This window comes from Hydrocarboniphaga sp. FW305-C-57, assembly GCF_058783045.1.
The window spans coordinates 205,498-226,962 of sequence record NZ_JBYSYG010000008.1 but is presented as its reverse complement, the minus strand read 5'-3'; the positions used below and the strand labels follow the sequence as shown (position 1 = coordinate 226,962).

At 65.8% G+C, this 21,465-nt stretch carries 13 protein-coding genes; 12 read left to right on the top strand and 1 reads right to left on the bottom strand.

What is annotated here, in order from left to right; all coding sequences use genetic code 11:
• Positions 1 to 164: 164 nt before the first annotated feature.
• Positions 165 to 1,202, top strand: a complete 1,038-nt coding sequence (hrcA, locus tag AC3WUM_RS17305; protein ID WP_492411700.1) for a heat-inducible transcriptional repressor HrcA — start codon at positions 165 to 167, stop codon at positions 1,200 to 1,202.
• 12 nt (positions 1,203 to 1,214) lie between these two features.
• Here the strand turns inward: hrcA and AC3WUM_RS17300 are convergent, their stop codons facing one another.
• The gene (locus tag AC3WUM_RS17300) at positions 1,215 to 1,997 is read right to left on the bottom strand and encodes an AraC family transcriptional regulator (RefSeq protein ID WP_492411698.1); all 783 of its coding nucleotides are present in this window, start codon (positions 1,995 to 1,997) and stop codon (positions 1,215 to 1,217) included.
• Positions 1,998 to 2,108: 111 nt separating this feature from the next.
• On the opposite strand from AC3WUM_RS17300, the gene AC3WUM_RS17295 reads away from it, so the two are divergent.
• The 11 genes from AC3WUM_RS17295 (at position 2,109) to bcsA (ending at position 21,456) form a co-directional block, all read left to right on the top strand.
• Positions 2,109 to 3,326: an MFS transporter gene (locus AC3WUM_RS17295; protein WP_492411696.1), complete on the top strand. Its 1,218-nt coding sequence runs from the start codon at positions 2,109 to 2,111 to the stop codon at positions 3,324 to 3,326.
• Between the two features lie 137 nt (positions 3,327 to 3,463).
• Positions 3,464 to 5,746 carry a glycogen debranching protein GlgX gene (gene glgX / locus AC3WUM_RS17290; protein ID WP_492411695.1) on the top strand — a complete coding sequence of 761 codons (2,283 nt, stop codon included), beginning with the start codon at positions 3,464 to 3,466 and terminating at the stop codon, positions 5,744 to 5,746.
• The gene (gene treZ, locus AC3WUM_RS17285) at positions 5,743 to 7,569 is read left to right on the top strand and encodes a malto-oligosyltrehalose trehalohydrolase (RefSeq protein WP_492411693.1); all 1,827 of its coding nucleotides are present in this window, start codon (positions 5,743 to 5,745) and stop codon (positions 7,567 to 7,569) included. Before glgX ends, treZ begins: the two co-directional genes overlap by 4 nt.
• The gene (treY, locus tag AC3WUM_RS17280; protein WP_492411691.1) at positions 7,566 to 10,343 is read left to right on the top strand and encodes a malto-oligosyltrehalose synthase; all 2,778 of its coding nucleotides are present in this window, start codon (positions 7,566 to 7,568) and stop codon (positions 10,341 to 10,343) included. Before treZ ends, treY begins: the two co-directional genes overlap by 4 nt.
• A 139-nt stretch (positions 10,344 to 10,482) precedes the next feature.
• Positions 10,483 to 11,007, top strand: coding sequence for a nucleotide exchange factor GrpE (gene grpE / locus AC3WUM_RS17275; protein WP_492411689.1), 525 nt, complete (start codon positions 10,483 to 10,485; stop codon positions 11,005 to 11,007).
• Positions 11,008 to 11,138: 131 nt separating this feature from the next.
• Entirely contained in the window at positions 11,139 to 13,064 is a 1,926-nt protein-coding gene (gene dnaK, locus AC3WUM_RS17270; RefSeq protein ID WP_492411687.1) for a molecular chaperone DnaK, read from the top strand.
• 146 nt (positions 13,065 to 13,210) lie between these two features.
• Positions 13,211 to 14,341 carry a molecular chaperone DnaJ gene (gene dnaJ, locus AC3WUM_RS17265; protein ID WP_492411685.1) on the top strand — a complete coding sequence of 377 codons (1,131 nt, stop codon included), beginning with the start codon at positions 13,211 to 13,213 and terminating at the stop codon, positions 14,339 to 14,341.
• A gap of 304 nt (positions 14,342 to 14,645) precedes the next feature.
• Complete coding sequence (gene bcsD, locus AC3WUM_RS17260; RefSeq protein WP_492411683.1) at positions 14,646 to 15,128, top strand: cellulose biosynthesis protein BcsD; 483 nt, start codon at positions 14,646 to 14,648, stop codon at positions 15,126 to 15,128.
• 19 nt (positions 15,129 to 15,147) lie between these two features.
• Complete coding sequence (locus tag AC3WUM_RS17255; protein ID WP_492411682.1) at positions 15,148 to 16,164, top strand: hypothetical protein; 1,017 nt, start codon at positions 15,148 to 15,150, stop codon at positions 16,162 to 16,164.
• A gap of 19 nt (positions 16,165 to 16,183) precedes the next feature.
• Positions 16,184 to 16,960 carry a cellulose biosynthesis protein BcsQ gene (bcsQ, locus tag AC3WUM_RS17250; protein WP_492411681.1) on the top strand — a complete coding sequence of 259 codons (777 nt, stop codon included), beginning with the start codon at positions 16,184 to 16,186 and terminating at the stop codon, positions 16,958 to 16,960.
• Positions 16,961 to 16,962: 2 nt separating this feature from the next.
• On the top strand, positions 16,963 to 21,456 hold the full coding sequence (gene bcsA / locus AC3WUM_RS17245) for a UDP-forming cellulose synthase catalytic subunit (protein WP_492411679.1): 4,494 nt from the start codon (positions 16,963 to 16,965) through the stop codon (positions 21,454 to 21,456).
• The last annotated feature ends 9 nt before the right edge of the window (positions 21,457 to 21,465 follow it).

Here is a 21,465-nt window from a genome sequence, read left to right as displayed (position 1 = left end):
AAGCCGAGATCGCGACACGATACACGAAGGTGGTGGCCGACCGGTGAAGCCCGACCGGGCGCCGACGCGGCGACCGTCCGGTGATCGCAGCGCCCTGTCTTGACACGGATTTTGCGAGCCCCTAGCGTCGAGCAGGCACTTTTGCGGCGGCTCCCGAATTCATCATGTCCCACCCTCTCGAACAGCGAGCGGCTGACCTGCTCAAACTGCTGGTCGAGCGCTACATCCAGGACGGCCAGCCGGTCGGTTCGCGCACGCTCTCGCGCGCCGCGAGCCTGAACCTGTCGCCGGCCACCATCCGCAACGTGATGGCCGACCTCGACGAGCTCGGGCTCGTGGTCTCGCCGCACACCTCGGCCGGTCGCGTGCCGACCACGCGCGGCTACCGCTACTTCGTCGACGCGCTGCTCGCGCCCGAGCCGCTGTCCGACGCCGATCGCCAGCGCATCGCCGACGATCTGCTGCCGCGCGATCGCTCGCCGCAGGACATGGTGCAGGCCGCGTCCGCGCTGCTGTCCAGGCTCTCGCGCATGGCCGGCGTGGTGACCACGCCGCGCCGCAACATGGCGACCTTGCGGCGCATCCAGTTCCTGCCGCTGTCGGACCGGCGCGTGCTCGTGATCCTGGTCGTCAACCACAGCGAAGTGCAGAACCGCGTCATCAATACCGATCGCCCCTACGGTGCGGACGAGCTCGAGCGCTTCGCCAACGTGCTCAACGAGCGCTTCGCCGGCCGTGATCTCGTGAGCCTGCGCACGGCGCTCTGGCAGGACGCCAACGACACCCAGGCGCACGTGAACCAGCTGTTGCGCGACGCGGCGACGATGGCCGAACAGGCGTTTCGCGATGAAGCGCCCGGCGGCGATTTCGTGCTCGCCGGCGGCAGCAACCTGCTCGGTTTTCAGCAGGACATGTCCGATGTGCAGCGCCTGCGCGGACTGTTCGATGCGCTCGATCGCAAGCGCGATCTGCTGCAGCTGTTCGACCAGTGCCTGTCGGCCGAAGGCGTGCAGATTTTCATCGGCGAGGAATCGGGCTACCGGGTGCTCGACGAAGTCAGCGTCGTCACCGCGCCGTATCTCGTCGACGGGCGCATCGCCGGCGTGCTCGGCGTGATCGGGCCGACGCGCATGGCGTACAGCCGCATCATCCCGCTCGTTGCGGAAACCGCGCGCCTGCTGTCGGTCGGGCTCGACAACTGAGCCACTCTCGGATCAGGCGTCGAAGAACGCGCTCGGCGTCAATCCGAACTGCCGCTTGAACATCGTCGCGAACGCGGTCGGGCTCGAATAGCCGAGCGCCAGCGCGACGTCGAGCACGCGCTCGCCGCTCGCGAGCCGTTCGAGCGCTTCGAGCAGCCGTGCCTGCTGTCGCCATTGCGCGAAGCTCAGGCCCGTGGCCTTGACGAAACGGCGATGCAGGGTGCGCGGATCGATGCCCAGGCGGTGGCTCCAGGCTGCGGCACCGGTCGCATCGTCGGGCGTTTCGCGCAGCGTGTGGCAGACGACCTTTAGCAGCGGATCGCTTGGCTGCGGCAGATGCAGCGGCAGCGCCTGCAGCGTGCGCAGTTCGTCGAGCATCAGCCGCATGAGCCGGCCGTCGCGACTGTCGGCCTGGTAGGGCAGCGCAATGTCGAGCGCGGCGAGGATCAGTTCGCGCAGCAGTGGCGAGATGCCGAGCACGGCACAGCGCGTCGGCAGGTCGGGCGCCGCGTCCGGGCGTACGAAGGCCGTGCGCATGTGGACTTCACCGACCATGCGCACCCAATGCTCGGTGTCGGCCGGCATCCACATGCCGCGTGTCGGCGGAACGACCCAGCGGCCCGAATCGGTGTTCACCACCATCACGCCGCTGACCGCATGAAGCAGCTGCGCGTTCGGATGGCGGTGCCGGTGGGTGCGGTGGCCGGAGCTGTAGTCGGCGGCCATGACGACGACGGGCAGCGCTGTGCGGTCGAAATGGATATAGCGGGCGGCGGGTTCGATTTCGGATGTCATGTCCGATTCTATGGGGTTGAAGCCCAATTCTCGCAGGACGGACGCGATCGGCGCCTTTAGGATGCGCGCCGGCTGTCGTCGCAGCCGTACGCAAACTCAAGGATTTCGTTCATGACTCCCACCAGCTCCGCCGCCGTCGCGGCTCCGGGCGCAGCGCCATCACCTGAGACCACCGGCTATCGCGTGATCGGGGCGCTGAGCTTTTCGCATTTCCTCAACGACATGATCCAGTCGCTGATCCTGGCGATCTACCCGCTGCTCAAGTCCTCGTTCTCGCTGAGCTTCGCGCAGATCGGCCTGATCACGCTGACCTATCAGTTCACCGCTTCGCTGCTGCAGCCGCTGATTGGGCTCTATACCGATCGCCACCCGCAGCCGCGTTCGCTGACCGTCGGCATGGGCTTCACGCTGTCGGGGCTCGTGCTGCTCGCATATGCGCCGAATTTTCCGATGCTGCTGATCGCCTCGGCGCTGGTCGGAACGGGTTCGTCGATCTTCCACCCGGAATCCTCGCGCATCGCGCGCATGGCTTCGGGCGGCCGCCACGGCCTGGCGCAGTCGCTGTTCCAGGTCGGCGGCAATGCGGGCAGCGCGGCGGGCCCCTTGCTCGCGGCCTGGATCATCATTCCGCAGGGGCAGCATTCGGTGGCCTGGTTCTCCGTCGCCGCGCTGCTCGCGATGGCGGTGCTCTGGCAGATCGGCAGCTGGTACGCGGCGCGGAATCGTGCGGCGATCGGCAAGCCGCGCGCAGTCGTACAAAGCGAGCTGCCGCGCGCAAAAGTGATGCTCGCGATCGGCGTGCTGCTGGTGCTGGTGTTTTCGAAGTACTTCTACATGGCGAGCATCATGAGCTACTTCACGTTCTACCTGATCGAGAAGTTCGGCCTCGGCGTGCAATCGGCGCAGATGCATCTGTTCGCGTTTCTGGCCGCGGTGGCCGCAGGTACGCTGCTCGGCGGGCCGATCGGTGACCGCATCGGCCGCAAGACGGTGATCTGGGCCTCGATCCTCGGTGCGGCGCCGTTCACCTTGCTGCTGCCGTACGTGGATCTGTTCTGGACCGGCGTGCTGTCCGTGATCATCGGCTTCGTGCTGGCTTCGGCGTTCTCGGCGATCCTCGTCTACGCGCAGGAACTCATGCCCGGCAAAGTCGGCATGGTGTCGGGCCTGTTCTTCGGCTTCGCGTTCGGCATGGGCGGGCTCGGCGCGGCGGTGCTCGGGCAGTTCGCCGATTCGGCCGGCATCGAGGCGGTCTACAAGGTCTGCGCGTTGTTGCCGCTGATCGGCCTGCTGACCGTTCTGCTGCCGAACACACGCGCGAAACACTGAGCGTGCGCGTAGGTCCGGGCCAAACCACGGGACAGTTCGAGTTCAGTTCCAATGTCTTAGGTTGACCGCGTTCACGCCGGTACTTTCCTTGCTGCCACTTTGCGCAGCACCGCCGGTGTTCGACATGGAAAAACCGAATGGATTCGACTGCGAAGTCCCGCACTGTGGTTTGGCCCGGGCGTTCTTACCCTTTGGGAGCGACCTGGGACGGCGAGGGAGTGAACTTCGCATTGTTTTCGGCGCACGCCGAAGCGGTCGATCTGTGTCTGTTCGACGCCACGGGCCAGCACGAAGTGGCCCGTGTGCGTCTTCCCGAGTACAGCGATCAGGTCTGGCATGGCTATCTGCCCGATGCGCGTCCGGGCGTGCTGTACGGCTATCGCGTCTACGGCCCCTACGATCCGGCCAACGGCCATCGCTTCAACCCGCACAAACTGCTGCTCGATCCGTACGCGAAATCGATCGCGGGCGAGATCAATTGGAGCGATGCGAACTTCGGCTATCGCATCGGCAACGCCAAGGAAGACCTGTCGTTCGATCGCCGCGACAACGCGCGCTACATGCCCAAATGCCGGGTCATCGACACCTCGTTCACCTGGGGCGAGGACCGGCGTCCGCGCACGCGCTGGGAAGAAACCGTGATCATGGAAACCCATGTGCGCGGCTTCACCATGCGACATCCGGGCGTCGAGCCCGCACGGCGCGGGACCTTCGCGGGGCTCGTCGCGCCGCCGGTGCTCGATCACTTCGTGCGTACCGGCGTGACCGCCGTGGAGCTGTTGCCGATCCATCATTTTCTCAATGATCGGCACCTGACCCAGAAAGGGCTCACCAACTTCTGGGGCTACAACAGCATCGGCTTCTTCGCGCCCGATCCGCGCTTTCTGTCGGGCGGGCTGATCGAAGAATTCAAGACGATGGTCAAGCGCTTTCACGGCGCGGGCATCGAGGTGATCCTCGACGTGGTCTACAACCACACGGCCGAGGGCAACCACATGGGCCCGACCTTGTCGTTGCGTGGCATCGACAACGCGAGCTACTACCGGCTCGCCGAAGACCGGCGCTACTACTGGGACGTGACCGGCACCGGCAACACGCTCAACATGGATCATCCGCGCGTGCTGCAGATGGTCATGGACTCGCTGCGCTACTGGGTCAGCGAAATGCACGTCGATGGCTTTCGCTTCGACCTCTGTTCGACGCTCGCGCGCGAGCACGGCAATTTCGATCCGGGCAGCGCGTTTCTCGACGCGGTGCGCCAGGACCCGCTGCTCAATACCGTGAAGATGATCGCCGAGCCCTGGGATCTCGGTCCTTATGGCTACCAGGTCGGCGGTTTTCCGCCGGGCTGGGCCGAGTGGAACGGGGCGTTCCGCGACACCGTGCGCAAGTTCTGGAAAGGCGATGGCGGCCTGCTCGCCGAGATGGGCAACCGCGTCGCGGGCAGCTCGGACATCTACGATCACAGCGGGCGACGGCCCTGGGCTTCGATCAACTTCGTCACCGCGCATGATGGCTTCACCTTGCAGGATCTGGTGTCCTACAACGAGAAGCACAACGAGGCCAATGGCGAGGACAATCGCGACGGCCACGACCACAACGAATCGTGGAACTGCGGCGTCGAAGGCCCCACAGACGACGCCGCCATTCTCGCGCTGCGTGACCAGCTCAAGCGCAATCATCTCGCCACGCTGATCCTGTCGCTCGGCGTGCCGATGCTGCTCGCGGGCGACGAGATGGGGCGCACGCAGAAAGGCAATAACAATGCCTACTGCCAGGACAACGAACTGTCGTGGACGCAGTGGGAAAACCTGCGGCCCGAGGACGAGCGCCTGCGCGAATTCGTCGCCGGCGTGATCGCGCTGCGGCGAAAGCATCGCGTGTTCTCGCGGCCTTCGTTCTTTCGCGGCAAGGTGATGGCGGCCGATGGGCTCAAGGACATCACCTGGATCGCGCCCGATGGTCGCGAACAGACCGCCGAAGATTGGAACAACGGCATGGCGCGCTGCTTCGGCTGGGTGCTCGGCGGCGCGGCCGGCGAGTACTACACCACGGGCGGCCAGCGCGACATCGACGACAGCTTTCTCGTGATGATGAACGCGCATCACGAGGCGATCGATTTCTGCATGCCTGCGCTCGACGTCGAACTGCGCTGGGAACAGCTGCTCGACACCGCGCTCGACAGCGGCTTCGCCGAGCCAGGCCAGTTCTACGAGCGCGGCGAATCGTTCCGCATCCAGGGCCGGTCGATGGCCTTGTTCATCAATCGCGGCATGCCGGTGCTGCGCGGCAAGGAGCCGCTCGCCGCCGCGGTGCCCGAGGCGATCACCGAAAACGTCGAGCCGCCGGCCAACGACCAGATCGTCGAAGACGAAGCCGTTGCGCAACGCAAGAACAGAAAAGGCAAGGAAGCCGCATGAAATCTCATCGTCGTCTGCCGTTCGGAGCCGAGGTCGTCGAGGCCGGCGTCGAATTCCGCCTGTGGGCGCCGGGCGCCGAGACGGTGGAACTCGCGATCGAGAACGGCCCGACGCTGCCGATGCGGCGCGGCGATGACGGTTTCCACGAATTGCGCACCGACCAGGCGAGCGCCGGTACGCGCTATCGCTACAAGATCGGCGATCTGCGGGTGCCCGATCCGGCCGCGCGCTATCAGCCGCAGAGTCTCGAAGGCCCCAGCGAAGTCGTCGATGCGCGCGCGTTCGAATGGAGCGACGCGAACTGGAAAGGCCGTCCTTGGCACGAGCAAGTGCTCTACGAACTGCACGTCGGCAGCTTTTCGAAGCGCGGTGATTTCGATGGCGTGATCGAGCACTTCGATCATCTGCTGGCCCTGGGTGTCACGGCGATCGAACTCATGCCGGTCGCCGAGTGTCCGGGCCGCTGGAACTGGGGCTACGACGGCGTGCTGCTCTACGCGGTCGAGGAACGCTATGGCGGGCCGGACGGGCTCAAGCGGCTCGTCGACGCGGCGCATGCCAAAGGGCTGTTGGTGATGCTCGACGTGGTCTACAACCACTTCGGCCCCGACGGAAATTACCTGCACGCCTACGCGCCCGCCTTCTTCACCGACAAGCACAAGACGCCATGGGGCGCGGGCATCAATTTCGATGACCGGCACAGCGAGATCGTGCGCTCGTTCTTCATCGAAAACGCCTTGTACTGGCTGCAGGAATATCACCTCGACGGCCTGCGCTTCGACGCCGTGCATGCGATCGCGGACGACAGCCGGCCCGATTTCGTGACCGAGCTCGGTACGCGCATTCGCGAGGCGATTCCGGATCGTCACGTGCATCTGGTACTCGAGAACGACCAGAACCGCAGCAGCGTGCTGGGTTACGGCTACGCTGGTGCCGAGCAGGGCCCAGGCCCGTTCACGGCGCAGTGGAACGATGACTATCACCACGTGCTGCGCGTCGCGGTGACCGGCAATACCAGCGGCTACTACGCCGATTACGCCGACGAGCCGCTCAAGCATGTGGCGCGCGTGCTCGCGGAGGGCTTCGCCTACCAGGGCGAGGTTTCGAAGCATCGTGACGGTGCGCGGCGAGGCGAGCCGAGCAAGGCGCTTCCGCCGACCGCTTTCGTTTCGTTCATCCAGAACCATGACCAGGTCGGCAACCATGCCTACGGCTGGCGGTTGCACCACTTCGCATCCGACGAAGCGATCCGCGCCGCCACCGCGATTCTGTTGCTCGGTCCGCAGATTCCGATGCTCTGGATGGGCCAGGAATGGAACTGCGAGCAGCCGTTCCCGTTCTTTTGCGACTTCACGGGCGACCTGGCCGATGCGGTGCGCAAGGGGCGTGCGGAGGAGTTCAAGTCGTTTCCCGAGTTCCAGAGCGAGGAGGCGCGCAAGCGCATTCCCGATCCGCTGGCGCAGTCGACTTTCGAAAGTGCCGTGCTCGACTGGAGCAAGCTCCAGCGGCATTCGGCCAAGGCTTGGCTGGCGCTGTATCGGGAGCTGCTGACACTGCGTCGCGAGCACGTGCTTCCTCTGCTGGCGCAAGGCGGTGCTGTCGGCAGCGCGAGTGTCGACAACGGCGTGCTGAACGTGCAGTGGCGCTTCGCCGATGCCGCTGTGCTGCAGCTCGTCGCGAATCTCGGCGACCAGGCGCGGACGCACGGGGAGGGCGCGGTGCTCGGCCGCACGCTGTATGCGACGGCCCGCCTCGAAGGCCGCGAGTTGCCACCCTGGTACGTCGCGTTCAACAGGCTCGATCAGGAAGGAGCGGTCGGGTGAAAGCTCCGCAGCCTGCTCAACTTCCGCGAGCGACGTATCGCCTGCAGCTGCACAAGGATTTCACCTTCGACGATGCGATCGAAGTGTTGCCCTACATCGCCGACCTCGGCGTCTCGCATCTGTATCTGTCGCCGATCATGGCCGCGCGTCCGGGCTCGACGCACGGCTACGACGTGATCGATCACAACCGCGTCAACCCGGAACTCGGCGGCGAAGAGGGCTTCGATCGGCTCTGCGTAAAAGCACAGTCGCTCGGCCTCGGCATCATCCTCGACCTCGTGCCGAACCATGTCGGCGTCGGTTCGGACAATATCGCGTGGATGGAAATGCTCGAATGGGGGCAACGCTCGCCGAAGGCCGCGATGTTCGATGTCGACTGGAATTCTTCGCGACGGAACCTGCAGGGAAAAGTGCTGCTGCCCGTGCTGGGCGCTCCGTTCGGCATCGTGCTCGAACACGGCGAGATCGCGCTCAAGCTCGATGCGCAGGCGGGGCAGATCGATGCCTGGTACTACGAGACGCGGCTGCCGGTTTCACCGCTCGACTATGCGGCGCTGCTGGAGCCTTCGCTCAAGCGATACTCGGGCGAGGGCGCTCGCGAGCTCGCGAGCCTGGTGCGCGATCTCGAAGCGCTGTCGACGCATCAGGGCTCGGATCAGTCCCTGATCGACACCGCTGGCGGCCTGAAGTCGCGGCTCGCCGAGGCCGCGCGTACCGATGCGGAACTCGCCGCTGCGATCACGGCGACGCTCGGCGAATTCTCGAAGGACTGGCGAGCGCTCGGCGAACTGCTCGATCGCCAGGCTTATCGCGCCGCGTACTGGCGCGTCTCGGCGGACGAAATCAACTATCGCCGCTTCTTCGACATCAACGATCTCGCCGGCCTGCGCGTCGAGCGCGAAGAGCTGTTCGCGAGCATGCACGAGCGCGTGTTCGAGTTCGTCGCGCAGGGCAAGGTGCAGGGCCTGCGCATCGATCACATCGACGGCCTGCTCGATCCGGGCGAATACGCCGAGCGCCTGCAGGCCGCCGCGGGCAAGCCCGATGCGCCGATCTACATCGTCATCGAGAAGATTCTCGCGCCGCACGAATCCTTGCCCGAGAGCTGGCCGGTCGCCGGCACCACGGGCTACGACACGCTCAATCTCGTCGGCGGATTGTTCGTCGATCCGCAATCCGAGCGCGCGCTGTCGCTGCTGTATCGGCGCTACACCGGGCGCGACGAAGATTTCGATTCGCTGCTCGTGCGCAGCAAGCTGCAGATCCTGCAGGAATCGCTCGCGAGCGAAGTCGGCGTGCTCGCCAACGCGGTGCAGACGCTCAGTGCGAGCGATTGGCACTCGCGCGATTTCACCTACGCCGGCATCCGCCGCGCGCTCGAATCGCTGATCGCGCATTTTCCGGTCTATCGGCCTTACCTCGATCGCGGGCTCGTGCCGAGCGTGGCCGATCTGCGCGTGATCGACTGGGCGGTCGGCCGTGCGAAGAAAGCCGCCGGCGCGGTCGACACCTCGGTGTTCGATTTCCTCAGCAAGCTGCTCAAGGGCGAGCTCTGCGCGCCTGATTCGGGCTACGACGCCGGGCTCGCCCTGCGCGCGGCCCAGCGCTTCCAGCAGCTGTCCGGTCCGGCGATGGCGAAGGGGCTTGAGGACACGAGTTTCTATCGGCACTTTCGGCTGCTCGCGCACAACGAAGTCGGTGGTGATCCGCGGCGCTATGCGGTCACGGTGTCGGCGTTTCATCGCGCGAACGAGGAACGGCTGCGGAAATTCCCGGCCGACATGCTCGGCGCGACCACGCACGACACCAAGCGCGGCGAGGACGCGCGCATGCGCATCGCGGCGCTGTCTGGCATGACGGCCGAGTGGGGCAGGCGAGTGTCGGCATGGACACGCGCGAACCGGCGCTGGGTCGGCGAACACGAAGGCGAAGCGGCACCCGATCGCAATCACCAGTATTACTTCTACCAGACGCTCGTCGGCGCCTGGCCGATGGACCTGCGCGTCGATGACGAGCGCGGCGCGGCGGCGCTCGCCGAGCGCGTCATCGAGGCGATGCTCAAGGCCGTGCGCGAAGGCAAGGAGCGCTCGAGCTGGACCAATCAGGTGGCCGCTTACGAGGACGCGGTGCGCGGCTTCGTTCGCGGTGCGCTCGATGCGAGCAAGCCCAATGCCTTCCTGCTCGACTTCGCCGAATTCATGCAGCGCGTCGGCGCGCTCGGCGCACTCAACTCGCTGTCGCAGACGCTGCTGCGCCTGACCATGCCCGGCGTGCCCGACCTCTATCAGGGCTCCGAAAGCTGGCAGCTGTCGATGGTCGATCCGGACAATCGGCGGCCGGTCGATTACGCGAGACTGCGCGAGCAGCTTGCGGAGGTGCGCAAGGAATCGAATCCCGCTGCGCTCATGCAGCGGTGGGCCGACGGCTTGCCCAAGCTCCACCTCGTGCAGCGCGTGCTGGACTTGCGCAGGCGAAAGCCGCTGCTGTTCTCCGCGGGCGCGTACCGGCCGTTGGCCGCGCAGGGCGAACGTGCGGATCACTTGGTCGCCTACGTTCGCGAGCATGACTCCGCGCAGTTGCTCGTGCTCGCTCCGCGTCTATGGCCGGCGCTGCAGCCCGATCCGGCGCAGCCCGCCGACTGGAAAGACACCCAGCTGATGTTGCCGAACGGTCAGTACCGCGACGTGCTCAGCGATCGTGTCGTCGACGGTGGCGCGCGAAACGTGAGCGACTTGCTGTCCGCATTTCCGGTGGCTTTGCTGCTTCGGGCCTGATCGGCCGCTACAATCGCGGCCCTTTGCCGCTCTTTCTGTCGATCGGTGGGAACTTTTGCCGCGCAGGCTATTGAATCCGCCGATCGCGGTCCCAGAAACAGCTGCATCACCGCCACGACAGCCGTAAGCCAACCTCATCATGACGGATCAAGCCGAGCCCAACCCGACCGAAACCACCGCCGAAGGCAACGAACTGGCCGCTGCGCTGCAGCAGGTCGAAGAACTCAAGAACCAGCTGCAGGCCGCCAGGGAAGCGCATCTGCGCTCGCTCGCCGAGCTCGACAACGTGCGCAAGCGCGCCGAACGCGAGATCGAGGCGGGCCGCAAGTTCGGCGCCGAAAAGCTGCTCAGCGAACTGCTCGGCATCGCCGACTCGGTCGATCTGGGCCTGGTTGCGGCCGACAAGCCCGAGGCCTCGGCCAGGACCATCGCCGAAGGCCTCGAGCTCACGCGGCGCCAGCTCGTGTCGGTGCTCGAAAAGCACGGCGTGACCGCGATCGATCCCAAGGGGCTGCCGTTCAACCCGGATTTCCACGAGGCCGTGAGCATGGTTCCGTCGGCCGACGTGGCGCCCAACCATGTGCTGACGGTGATGCAGAAGGGCTACAAGCTGCACGAGCGCCTGCTGCGCCCGGCCATGGTCATCGTGGCGCGTGCGCCCTGATGCCGGCCCATCCGGCACATCTTCCAGACAGCAATTGACACACGTCATTCCGGGCAGAGCCAAAACCTCTTGAAATGCCCGCAGTGATCAATAAATAAGCGGCAACAGCAACTTTCCGGAGCTACACCACAATGGCAAAGATCATCGGCATCGACCTCGGCACCACCAACTCGTGTGTTGCCATCATGGAAGGCAACAACGTCAAGGTCATCGAGAACAGCGAAGGCGAGCGCACCACGCCGTCCATCGTTGCCTATGCCGACGACGGCCAGATCATCGTCGGCCGCTCGGCCAAGCGCCAGGCCGTGACCAATCCGCACAACACCGTGTTCGCGGTCAAGCGCCTGATCGGTCGCCGCTTCGACGACGCGGTGGTGCAGAAGGACATCAACATGGTGCCCTACAAGATCACCAAGGCCGGCAACGGCGACGCCTGGGTCGAGATCAAGGGCAAGAAGCTGTCGGCGCCGGAAATCTCCGCGCAGACCCTGCTCAAGATGAAGAAGACGGCCGAAGACTATCTCGGCGAAACCGTCACCGAAGCCGTCATCACGGTGCCGGCCTACTTCAACGACAGCCAGCGCCAGGCCACCAAGGACGCCGGCAAGATCGCGGGCCTCGACGTCAAGCGCATCATCAACGAGCCGACCGCGGCCGCGCTCGCGTTCGGCCTCGACAAGGTCAAGGGTGATCGCAAGATCGCCGTCTACGACCTCGGCGGCGGCACCTTCGACGTCTCGATCATCGAGATCGCCGAAGTCGACGGCGAGCACCAGTTCGAAGTGCTGGCCACCAACGGCGACACCTTCCTCGGTGGCGAAGACTTCGACATGCGCGTGATCGAATACATCGCCGACGAGTTCAAGAAAGAGCAGGGCATCGATCTGCGCAAGGATCCGCTCGCGCTGCAGCGCCTCAAGGAAGCGGCCGAAAAGGCCAAGATCGAGCTGTCGTCGACGACGCAGACCGAAATCAACCTGCCGTACGTGACGGCCGACGCCTCGGGCCCGAAGCACCTCAACCTCAAGCTCACGCGCGCCAAGCTCGAGTCGCTGGTCGACGAACTCATCACCAAGACCATCGAGCCCTGCCGCATCGCGCTCAAGGACGCCGGCCTGAAGGCTTCCGAGATCCAGGAAGTGATCCTGGTCGGCGGCCAGACCCGCATGCCGAAGGTGCAGGACCAGGTCAAGGAGTTCTTCGGCCGCGAGCCGCGCCGTGACGTCAACCCGGACGAAGCGGTCGCCGTGGGCGCCGCGATCCAGGGCGCCGTGCTGGCCGGCGACGTCAAGGACGTGCTGCTGCTCGACGTCACCCCGCTGTCGCTGGGCATCGAAACCCTCGGCGGCAAGATGACCAAGCTGATCGAGAAGAACACCACGATCCCGACGCGCAAGTCCGAGACCTTCACGACGGCCGACGACAACCAGCAGGCGGTGACGATCCAGGTCTACCAGGGCGAGCGCGAAGTGGCTTCGGCCAACAAGCTGCTCGGCCGCTTCGACCTGTCGGACATCCCGCCGGCGCCGCGCGGCATGCCGCAGATCGAGGTGACCTTCGACATCGACGCCAACGGCATCCTCAACGTGTCGGCCAAGGACAAGGCGACCGGCAAGTCGCAGTCCATCGTCATCAAGGCCAACTCGGGCCTGTCGGACGCCGAGATCCAGCAGATGATCAAGGACGCCGAGGCCCACGCCGAAGAGGACAAGAAGTTCAACGAGCTCATCGGCGCCCGCAACCAGGCCGACCAGCTGATCCACGGCGTCGAGAAGTCGCTCAAGGATCTGGCCGACCAGGTGCAGGAAGACGAGAAGAAGGCCATCGAAACCGCGATCAGCGAACTGCGCGATGCCATCAAGGGCAGCGACAAGGAAGCCATCGAGGCCAAGACGGCTGCGCTCGGCGAAGCTTCCGGCAAGCTCGCGGAGCGTGCCTACGCCAAGGCCGGCGGCGATGCGGCCGGTGCGGCTCCGGGCGGCGCGCCGGGTGCTTCCGGCAAGGACAGCGATGTCGTCGACGCCGAGTTCACCGAGGTCAAGGACGACAAGAAGTAAGCTCGCGAGGCTGCAGGGGTGAGGCGTGAGGCGCAGGACGCCTCCATGCCTCACCCCTTTGTCGTTAGTATCGATCTTGCTTCCATGTCGCTGATGCCCCCAGTGCTCCCCCACAACGCCTCACTTCTCACCTCTCACGCCTCACGATGAGCAAGCGCGACTATTACGAAGTTCTCGGCGTCAGCCGCCAGGCCACCGACGATGAACTCAAGAAGGCGTATCGCCGTCTGGCCATGAAGCATCACCCGGACCGCAATCCGGGCAGCGTCGAAGCCGAGGAGAAGTTCAAGGAGTGCAACGAGGCCTACGAGGTGCTCACCGATCCGCACAAGCGCGCGGTCTACGACGAGCATGGCCACGAGGGCCTCTCGCGTGGCGGCGGTGGCGGCTTCGGCGACATGGGCGGCGGCTTCTCGGACATCTTCGGCGACGTCTTCTCCGACATCTTCGGTGGAGGCGGTGGGCGCCGCAGCGGCCCGCGTCGCGGGGCCGATCTGCGCTACATGATGGATCTCACGCTCGAGCAGGCCGTGTTCGGCTCGGCCGAGACCATTCGCATTCCGACGCTCAACGACTGCGAGACCTGCAACGGCCACGGCACCGCCGACGGCAAGGCGCCGCCCAAGTGCACGACCTGCGGAGGCGCCGGCCAGGTGCGCGTGCAGCAGGGTTTCTTCGTGCTGCAGCAGACCTGCCCGCATTGCCGCGGGCGCGGCACCCAGGTCACCGACCCGTGCAAGAGCTGCCGCGGGGCCGGCAAGCTGCGAAAGGAAAAGACGCTCGAGGTCAAGATTCCGGCCGGCGTCGACACCGGCGACCGCATCCGCCTGACCGGCGAGGGCGAGCCCGGAGAGAAGGGGGCCCAGCCTGGCGATCTCTACGTGCAGGTCAACGTCAAGCCCCACGAATTCTTCGAGCGCGACGGCAGCGACCTGTATTGCACGGTGCCGATCGACTTCGTCACCGCAGCGCTCGGTGGCGACCTCGACGTTCCGACGCTGGCCGGCAAGGCCCAGCTCAAGCTTCCCGAAGAGACCCAGACCGGCAAGGTGTTCCGCCTGCGCGGCAAGGGCGTGAAGTCGGTGCGCGGCGGTCCGGTCGGCGATCTGCTGTGCACCGTCGTCGTCGAAACTCCGGTCAAGCTGACCAAGCGCCAGCGGGAGCTGTTGCGCGAGCTCGGTCAGACCTTGCAGGGCGAAGCGGGAGCCGGGCACAGCCCCGAATCGGCCTCCTGGCTCGATCGCGCCAAGAAATTCTTCGGTGCCGACGCCCGCTAGGCTGCGGCGCGAACCGAGGGGCCTGATCGTTTTTGAACTTGCTGGCGTGGGTTGCGCAAGCTTATCAAGCGCTTGCGCGCCGACGTTTTATTAAGCGCTCGGTAGCTTTTGTCTACTGATACTTCGTTCATTTCTGGAAACAATACTTGCCACCCGATGTCGCCGGCTGCCCGGCGCCATCGACGCGCGCCGTAGCGGGACGCTATCGGCATTGAAATCAACACGTTTCCTCTTTACTTTAAAGAGATAAATCAAGACTACGCGCCGCACGCCTGTTTTTGGCCGCGCGTATTGGGGAGTTCGCATGAGCGACGTCGATCAGGGAAGCCTGCAGTACTTTCAGTCCAGGGCTTGCGATTCCCAGTGGGCGGGCTTTCTGCGCGCCCTGTCCGAAGAGCTCATGCAGCAGATGCCCGTCGAGGAACTGCGGGCTTTCTTCTTCGTGATCGGAGGCCGCATGGCGACGCAGAATCCGCTGCCGGGCGGGGCCAGCCTGGCCGATCTCGAATCCAACGCCAACGCCTACTTCAACGATCTCGACTGGGGTTGGGTCAAGGTCCGCGACCTGCAGTCCTCGCTCGAATTCGCGCATTCCTGCGCCCCGCTGCGGCAGGCTTTCGGCGACAATGCGCTGAGCTGGGCTTCGGGCCTGCTCGAAGGCCTGTACGCGACCTGGATGCGCCAGGTCGGGGCGGCCAGCCAGCTCGAACTGCATCAGATCGGCGGCGCCGAAGGTGCGGTGGACACCTTGCGTTTCCGGCTGGCGCATCCCAGCTACTTTGCTTGATCGGTTGGAGCTCGAGGCCATGGCCGACCGTAGCGACGACATCAAACAGCTGTTCTCCCACCTGGGCCTGAACCCGGGCGATTACCAGGAGATGCGCGAGAAGACGCGTGCGCTCTCGCGCGGTGCCGAAGACGCTCCGACGCTTCCGGCCGCCGGCACGCGCCGTGCGCCGGAGGCCGCCGTCCCGCAGGCGACCGCCTTCCCGCCGACCGTGAGGCTGAACCCCCTGATCTCGCGCCCACCGGCCTCCGGCAGCGAGGCGGCCCAGCGCTGGCCGCTGCTCAAGGCGGCGGTCGAGACGCCGACGCGCGTCGCCCAGCGCGCCGGTGCGGCGGCGGCTCCGGCGTCCGAAGCCGCGGCTCGGACGCTCGCGCCGAACCCGACTCCCGCCCCAGCGCAGGCAGCGGCGTCCGAGGTCGAAAAACCCGCGAGCATCCCGCAGGCCGCCGCCGCTGCTCCGGCGGCGCCGAAGCTGCGCGGCAGCGGCAACGAAGTGGCGACGCTGCTCCAGGCCGTCGAGCAGGCCAAGGCATTGGAACGCGCCGAAAGCGACGCGATCGAGCGCACCACGCGCCGGGTCGTCGAAGAGCTGCAGCGCAGCCGCGTGCCGACGCCCAGGGCCGCTGAATCCGGGCGCGCGGCAGCTCCGGCTCCTGCCCAGGCTCCCGCTGCGGCCATTCAAGCTCGCTCCACCGCATCCGCACAGCCTGCGGCGGCTGCCCAGGCGCCCAGGACCGGGCTTTTTCAGAAGCCCAACGCCGAGTCCAGGGCCCAGACGATCGTTCCGCCGACGCGCGCGGCCGCGCAGCAGGATGCCGGGGCCGCGCCCGAATCCGCCGCTTCGGTCATTCCGGGCTCCGAGCTGCAGAGTGCTTTCCAGCGCCTGGCCGATCCCGAGCGAGTCCCGCAGCAGCGCTTCTCGCGCCTGAAGTTCAACTACGGCGCCAGCGAAGCGCCGTCCAAGCCCAAGAAGCTCAAGGAAGAAAACCTGGAAGACGTCTTCAGCCGTATTTCCGGTCCTCCGAAATCCCGCTGATGCTTGCCAGGCGCCAGCGATGACGGTCGCGACAGCAGCTACGACGGTGGTCGCGGTCGTCTCTCCGAAAGGCGGGGTGGGCAAGACGACCGTGGTGGCCAACCTGGCGGCGGCGCTGGTGGACAGCGGCCGGCCGGTGACGGTGGTCGATCTCGATCCGCAGAACGCCTTGAGATTGCACCTGCAGATGTCACTCGACGAATCGCGCGGCATCGCGGTCCAGGCCTTGCAGGGCCAGCCGCTGGCCGACGCCTGTTTCGACAGCCCGCAGGGGCTCAAGGTATTGCCTTACGGAACGCTCGCGGAGTCCGACCGTCGCGATTTCGAGCGCATGCTCGATGGCGATCCGACCTGGCTGTCGCGCTCGCTGGCCGAGCTGCCGATGCCCGAAAATTCGCTGGTGATCCTCGATACGCCGCCTGGCGGCTCGGTCTACCTGCAGCAGGCCCTGACGGCGGCGCGCTTCGCCCTGCTGGTGTTGTTGCCGGACGCCGCGTCCTTCGTCACCATCGCGAGCATGGAACGCTGGCTGGATGACTACAGCCGTCCTCGGCCGGAGTTTCTTGGGGGCTATTACTTGATCAACCGCATGAACAACGCACGCGCGCTGTGCCGCGACGTGCTCAGTGCGATGAACCGCGAGCTCGGTGCGCGCATGGCTCCCCACAAGCTGCATTTCGACGCGGCGATCGAAGAGGCGCTGGCTTCGCAGCTGCCGGTCTCGCGCTATGCCCCCGATTCGGTGGCGACGCGCGATTTCTCCGCGGTCGCCGGCTGGCTCTCCGAACAGGTCTGAACATGGCATTCGGCTTCGCCACCCGCGACATCGACCGTCTGATCGAGCGCTTCGTCGAGCGTCCGCTCTGGGATCATCCGTGGGCGCTCACGGTGGCCCTGCTGGTCTGCCTGATTCCGATCTACACGGTGATCGTGGTGCCGCTGCCGCTGTACTGGCAGGCGCTGTTCGCGATCTCGATGTTCCTCGCCGCGACCTGGCTCAATCGCATCGAAGGGCGACTGATCTCGCTCGTGCTGATGGCGATCTCGGTGCTCGTCAGTACGCGCTACATGTACTGGCGCATCACCGAATCGGTCGGCTTCAAGACCCACTCGCTGGTCGACAATGCCTTCGCCGTCGGCCTGATCCTGGCCGAGCTGTATGCGTACACGGTGCTGATCCTCGGTTATTTCCAGGTGCTGTGGCCGCTGCAGCGCAAGCCCGCGCCGATTCCGATGGCGCTGACCGACTGGCCGACGGTCGACATCTACATTCCGACCTACAACGAGCCGCTCAAGGTCGTGCGCCCGACGGTGCTCGCGGCGCTGGCGATGGATTGGCCCAAGGATCGCTTCCGCGTCTACGTGCTCGACGACGGTCGCCGGCAGGAATTCCGCGATTTCTGCGCGGCGGTCGGCGCGACCCACATCACGCGCAACGACTCCAAGCACGCCAAGGCCGGCAACCTCAACCGGGCGATGGAAAAGACCACCGGCGACTACATCGCGATCTTCGATTGCGATCACGTGCCGACGCGCTCGTTCCTGCAGATCACGCTCGGCTGGTTCCTGCGCGACAAGCGCCTGGGCATGCTGCAGACGCCTCACCACTTCTTCTCGCCCGATCCGTTCGAACGCAACCTCGGCACCTTCCGCAAGGTGCCGAACGAAGGCGAGCTGTTCTACGGCCTGCTGCAGGACGGCAACGATTTCTGGAACGCGACCTTTTTCTGCGGATCGTGCGCGGTGCTGCGCCGGACCGCGCTGCAGGAAGTGGGCGGCATCGCGGTCGAAACCGTGACCGAGGATGCGCACACCGCGCTCAAGATGCATCGCCTGGGCTGGAACACGGCCTACATCAACCTCGCGCAGGCGGCCGGCCTGGCCACCGAATCGCTGTCGGCGCACGTCGGCCAGCGTATCCGCTGGGCGCGCGGCATGGCGCAGATCTTCCGGGTCGACAATCCGCTGCTCGCCAAGGGGCTCAACTGGGGCCAGCGGCTCTGCTACACCAACGCGATGCTGCATTTCTTCTACGGCCTGCCGCGCATCGTGTTCCTGACCGCGCCGCTGTCGTACCTGTTCTTCGAAGCGCACATCATCCAGGCGGGCGCCCTGCTGATCCTCGCGTACGCGGCCCCGCACATCCTGCACGCGAACCTCACCAACTCGCGCCTGCAGGGGCCGTTCCGGCACTCGTTCTGGGCCGAGGTCTACGAGACGGTGCTGGCGACCTACATCCTGATGCCGACGCTGCTCGCGCTGATCAACCCCAAGCTCGGTACGTTCAACGTGACCGCCAAGGGCGGTCTGGTGCAGAACGAATACTTCGATCGCGACATCGCCAAGCCCTACGTGATGATCCTGATGGCCAACGTGGTCGGCGTCATCGTGGGCATCGGCCGCATGCTGTTCTGGAACACCCACGAGCTCGACACCGTGGTGCTCAACCTGTTCTGGACCGCGTACAACATCCTGATCGCGGGCGCCGCGCTATCGGTGGCCTGGGAATCGCGCCAGATCCGTTCGGCGATTCGCGTGGAGGCCGAACTCGCGGCCGTGGTGCGGTCCGCGGACGGCACCGAGATCCAGGCCGTGACGAGCGATCTTTCCGAAGGCGGCGTCGCGGTGAAGCTCTCGCAGAAGCTCGATCTTCCGGTCGGCTCGCTGGTGCAGATCGCGCTCGCTCCGGAGTACCGCGTAGTGTGGATTGACGGCAAGGTGACGCGCTCCACAGGCGATATCCTGGCGATGCAATTCGAGCCGATGGACCTGCGCCAGGAGAGCCAGCTCATCTACGCCATCTTCGGTCGCGCGGATGCCTGGGTGCGCTGGGCCGAGAACCGCCCGAACGACGACATGAGGAAATCGTTCCTGCAGGTGCTCAGGCTCGGCCTCGCCGGCACCTTGAGAATGACGCAAGTGATATTCGAGTCCGCAATCAAAGAAATGAAAAAGTCCATGGAAAAAGTCATGCGCGGGATCAAGACCGGCAAAACGACCGCGGCGGGCATCGCGCTCGCGGTGATGGTGGGCCTGGCGGCGATCAGCCCGAAAGCATCGGCGCAGGACAGCACCACCACGAGCTTCTCGTCGGTCAACCTGCCGGCCGGCGCGATGCCGGTCGCCGGCTCGACGACCGAAGCCGTGAGCTCGGCCCCGAACTCGCGTCGCCTGACTTTCCGCGACATGGGCATGCAGCGCCCGATCCGCCTGCGCGGCGTGCAGGGCGAATACGCGATCCCGCTGTCGGTGCGCGACGACGAGCTGATCACCAAGGCCAAGCTGCGCATCCGCTTCGCGCATTCGCCGGCGCTGCTGTTCAACATCTCGCATCTCAACGTGCTCGTGAACAACGAGCTCGTCGGCACGATCCGCATTTCGGAAGAAACCGCCGGCGGTGCCGAGCGCGAGATCGACGTCGATCCGCGCCTGTTCGTGCAGTACAACCAGATCGGCCTGCAGGCGATCATGTCGTACACGATGGACTGCCAGAACCCGGTCGATTCGAGCCTCTGGACCATCGTCAGCAACACCTCCTCGCTCGAGCTCGAAGTGCAGCCGCTGGCGCTGCCGAACGATCTCAAGATGCTGCCGCAGCCGTTCTTCGATCCGCGCGATTCGCGCCCCCTGACGCTGCCGTTCGTGTTCACTGCGCCGCCGGGCCCGCAGGAGCTCGAAGCGGCTTCGGTCGTCGCCTCGTGGTTCGGTTCGATCGCGACCTATCGCGCGGCGAGCTTCCCGGTCTACATCAACCAGCTGCCGCCGCAGGGACATGCGGTCATCATCTCGAGCAACGGCGTGCTGCCCGACGGCATCGCGATTCCGGGTGGCGGCAGCGGCGGCAAGATCAGCGTGGTCGACAATCCGCGCACCCGCGGCGGCAAGCTGCTCGCGGTCACCGGCAGCGACGGCGGCTCGCTCAACGCCGCGGCGCGCGCGCTGACGCTCGGTTCGCAGGCGCTGGTCGGCGAATCGGTTTCGGTGCGCGAGTTCACCGAGCCGCAAGAGCGCAAGGCCTATGACGCCCCGCGCTGGCTGCCGACCGACCGCCCGGTGCAGATCGGCGAGATCGTCGAGCCCTATGCGCTGGAGGCCAGCGGCCAGTACCCGGAAGCCATCCGCATCCCGTTCCGTCTGCCGCCGGATCTGTTCACCTGGCGCGGCGACGGCATGAAGCTGCACCTCAAGTACCGCTACACGCCGACCATCGGCACCAAGTCGACGCTCAACGTGAACAGCAACGGCGAGTTCGTCTCGGCCGTGCCGCTGCAGGCCACCGGTGAAGACCAGGCGGCCGCCGATCGCATCAACCTGCCGTTCGCCGCGCAGACCGATTCGGTCAACAGCTCCACCGTGTACGTGCCCGAGTACAAGTTCGGCGCCGAGAACACGCTGATGCTGCAGTACTACTTCGAGCGCAAGAAGGAAGGCCCTTGCCGCGACGTGGTGCTCGACAACCTGCGCGGCTCGATCGACCAGGATTCGACCCTAGACCTGTCGGCTTACCCGCACTACACGCATCTGCCGAACCTCGCGCTGTTCGCCAACGGCGGCTTCCCGTTCTCGAAGTATGCGGATCTTGCGCAGACCGCGATCATCGTGCCGGACAGCGTCGGCGCGAAGGACGTCGAAGCACTGCTGACGGTGATGGGCCGCATCGGCAACGCCACCGGCATGCCGGCGTACCGCTTCAAGTTCGGCCGCGCTTCGGACGTCTCGCAGTTCAGCGACTTCGACATCCTGGTGATCGGCAGCGGCACCAACCAGCCACTGCTCGAGCAGTGGGCCGACTACATGCCGATCACGGTCTCGGGCGGGGTGACGCGCCTGCGCGTGGTCGGTCCGGTCGAGCGCATCCGCGCACGCTGGGAAGACCGCGACATCGACGCGGCCACCGAACACGCGGGCCGCGTGATCCTGCAGGCCGGCCGCTCGCTCGCGGTGATGATGAGCTTCGAGTCGCCGATGTCCTCGGGCCGCACGGTGGTGGTGATCACCGCGGGCGACGGCGATCGTCTGGCCGAACTCGCGGGCGTGCTGACCGATCCGGGCAAGACGCAGTTCTTGCGCGACGACCTCGTGCTGCTCAACGGCGACGAGATCAACCACTACCAGATGGGCAGCCAGTACACGGTCGGCAAGCTGCCGGTGTTCATGGCCCTGCGCTGGTGGTTCGCGCAGCAGCCGGTGGTGCTCGCCTTCATGGCGCTGTTCGCAGCCCTGATCGTGGCGCTGGTGCTCTATCGCACGCTGCGTCGCATGGCGGTGGTGCGCAAGAATCCCGGTCACTAAGGGCCGGGC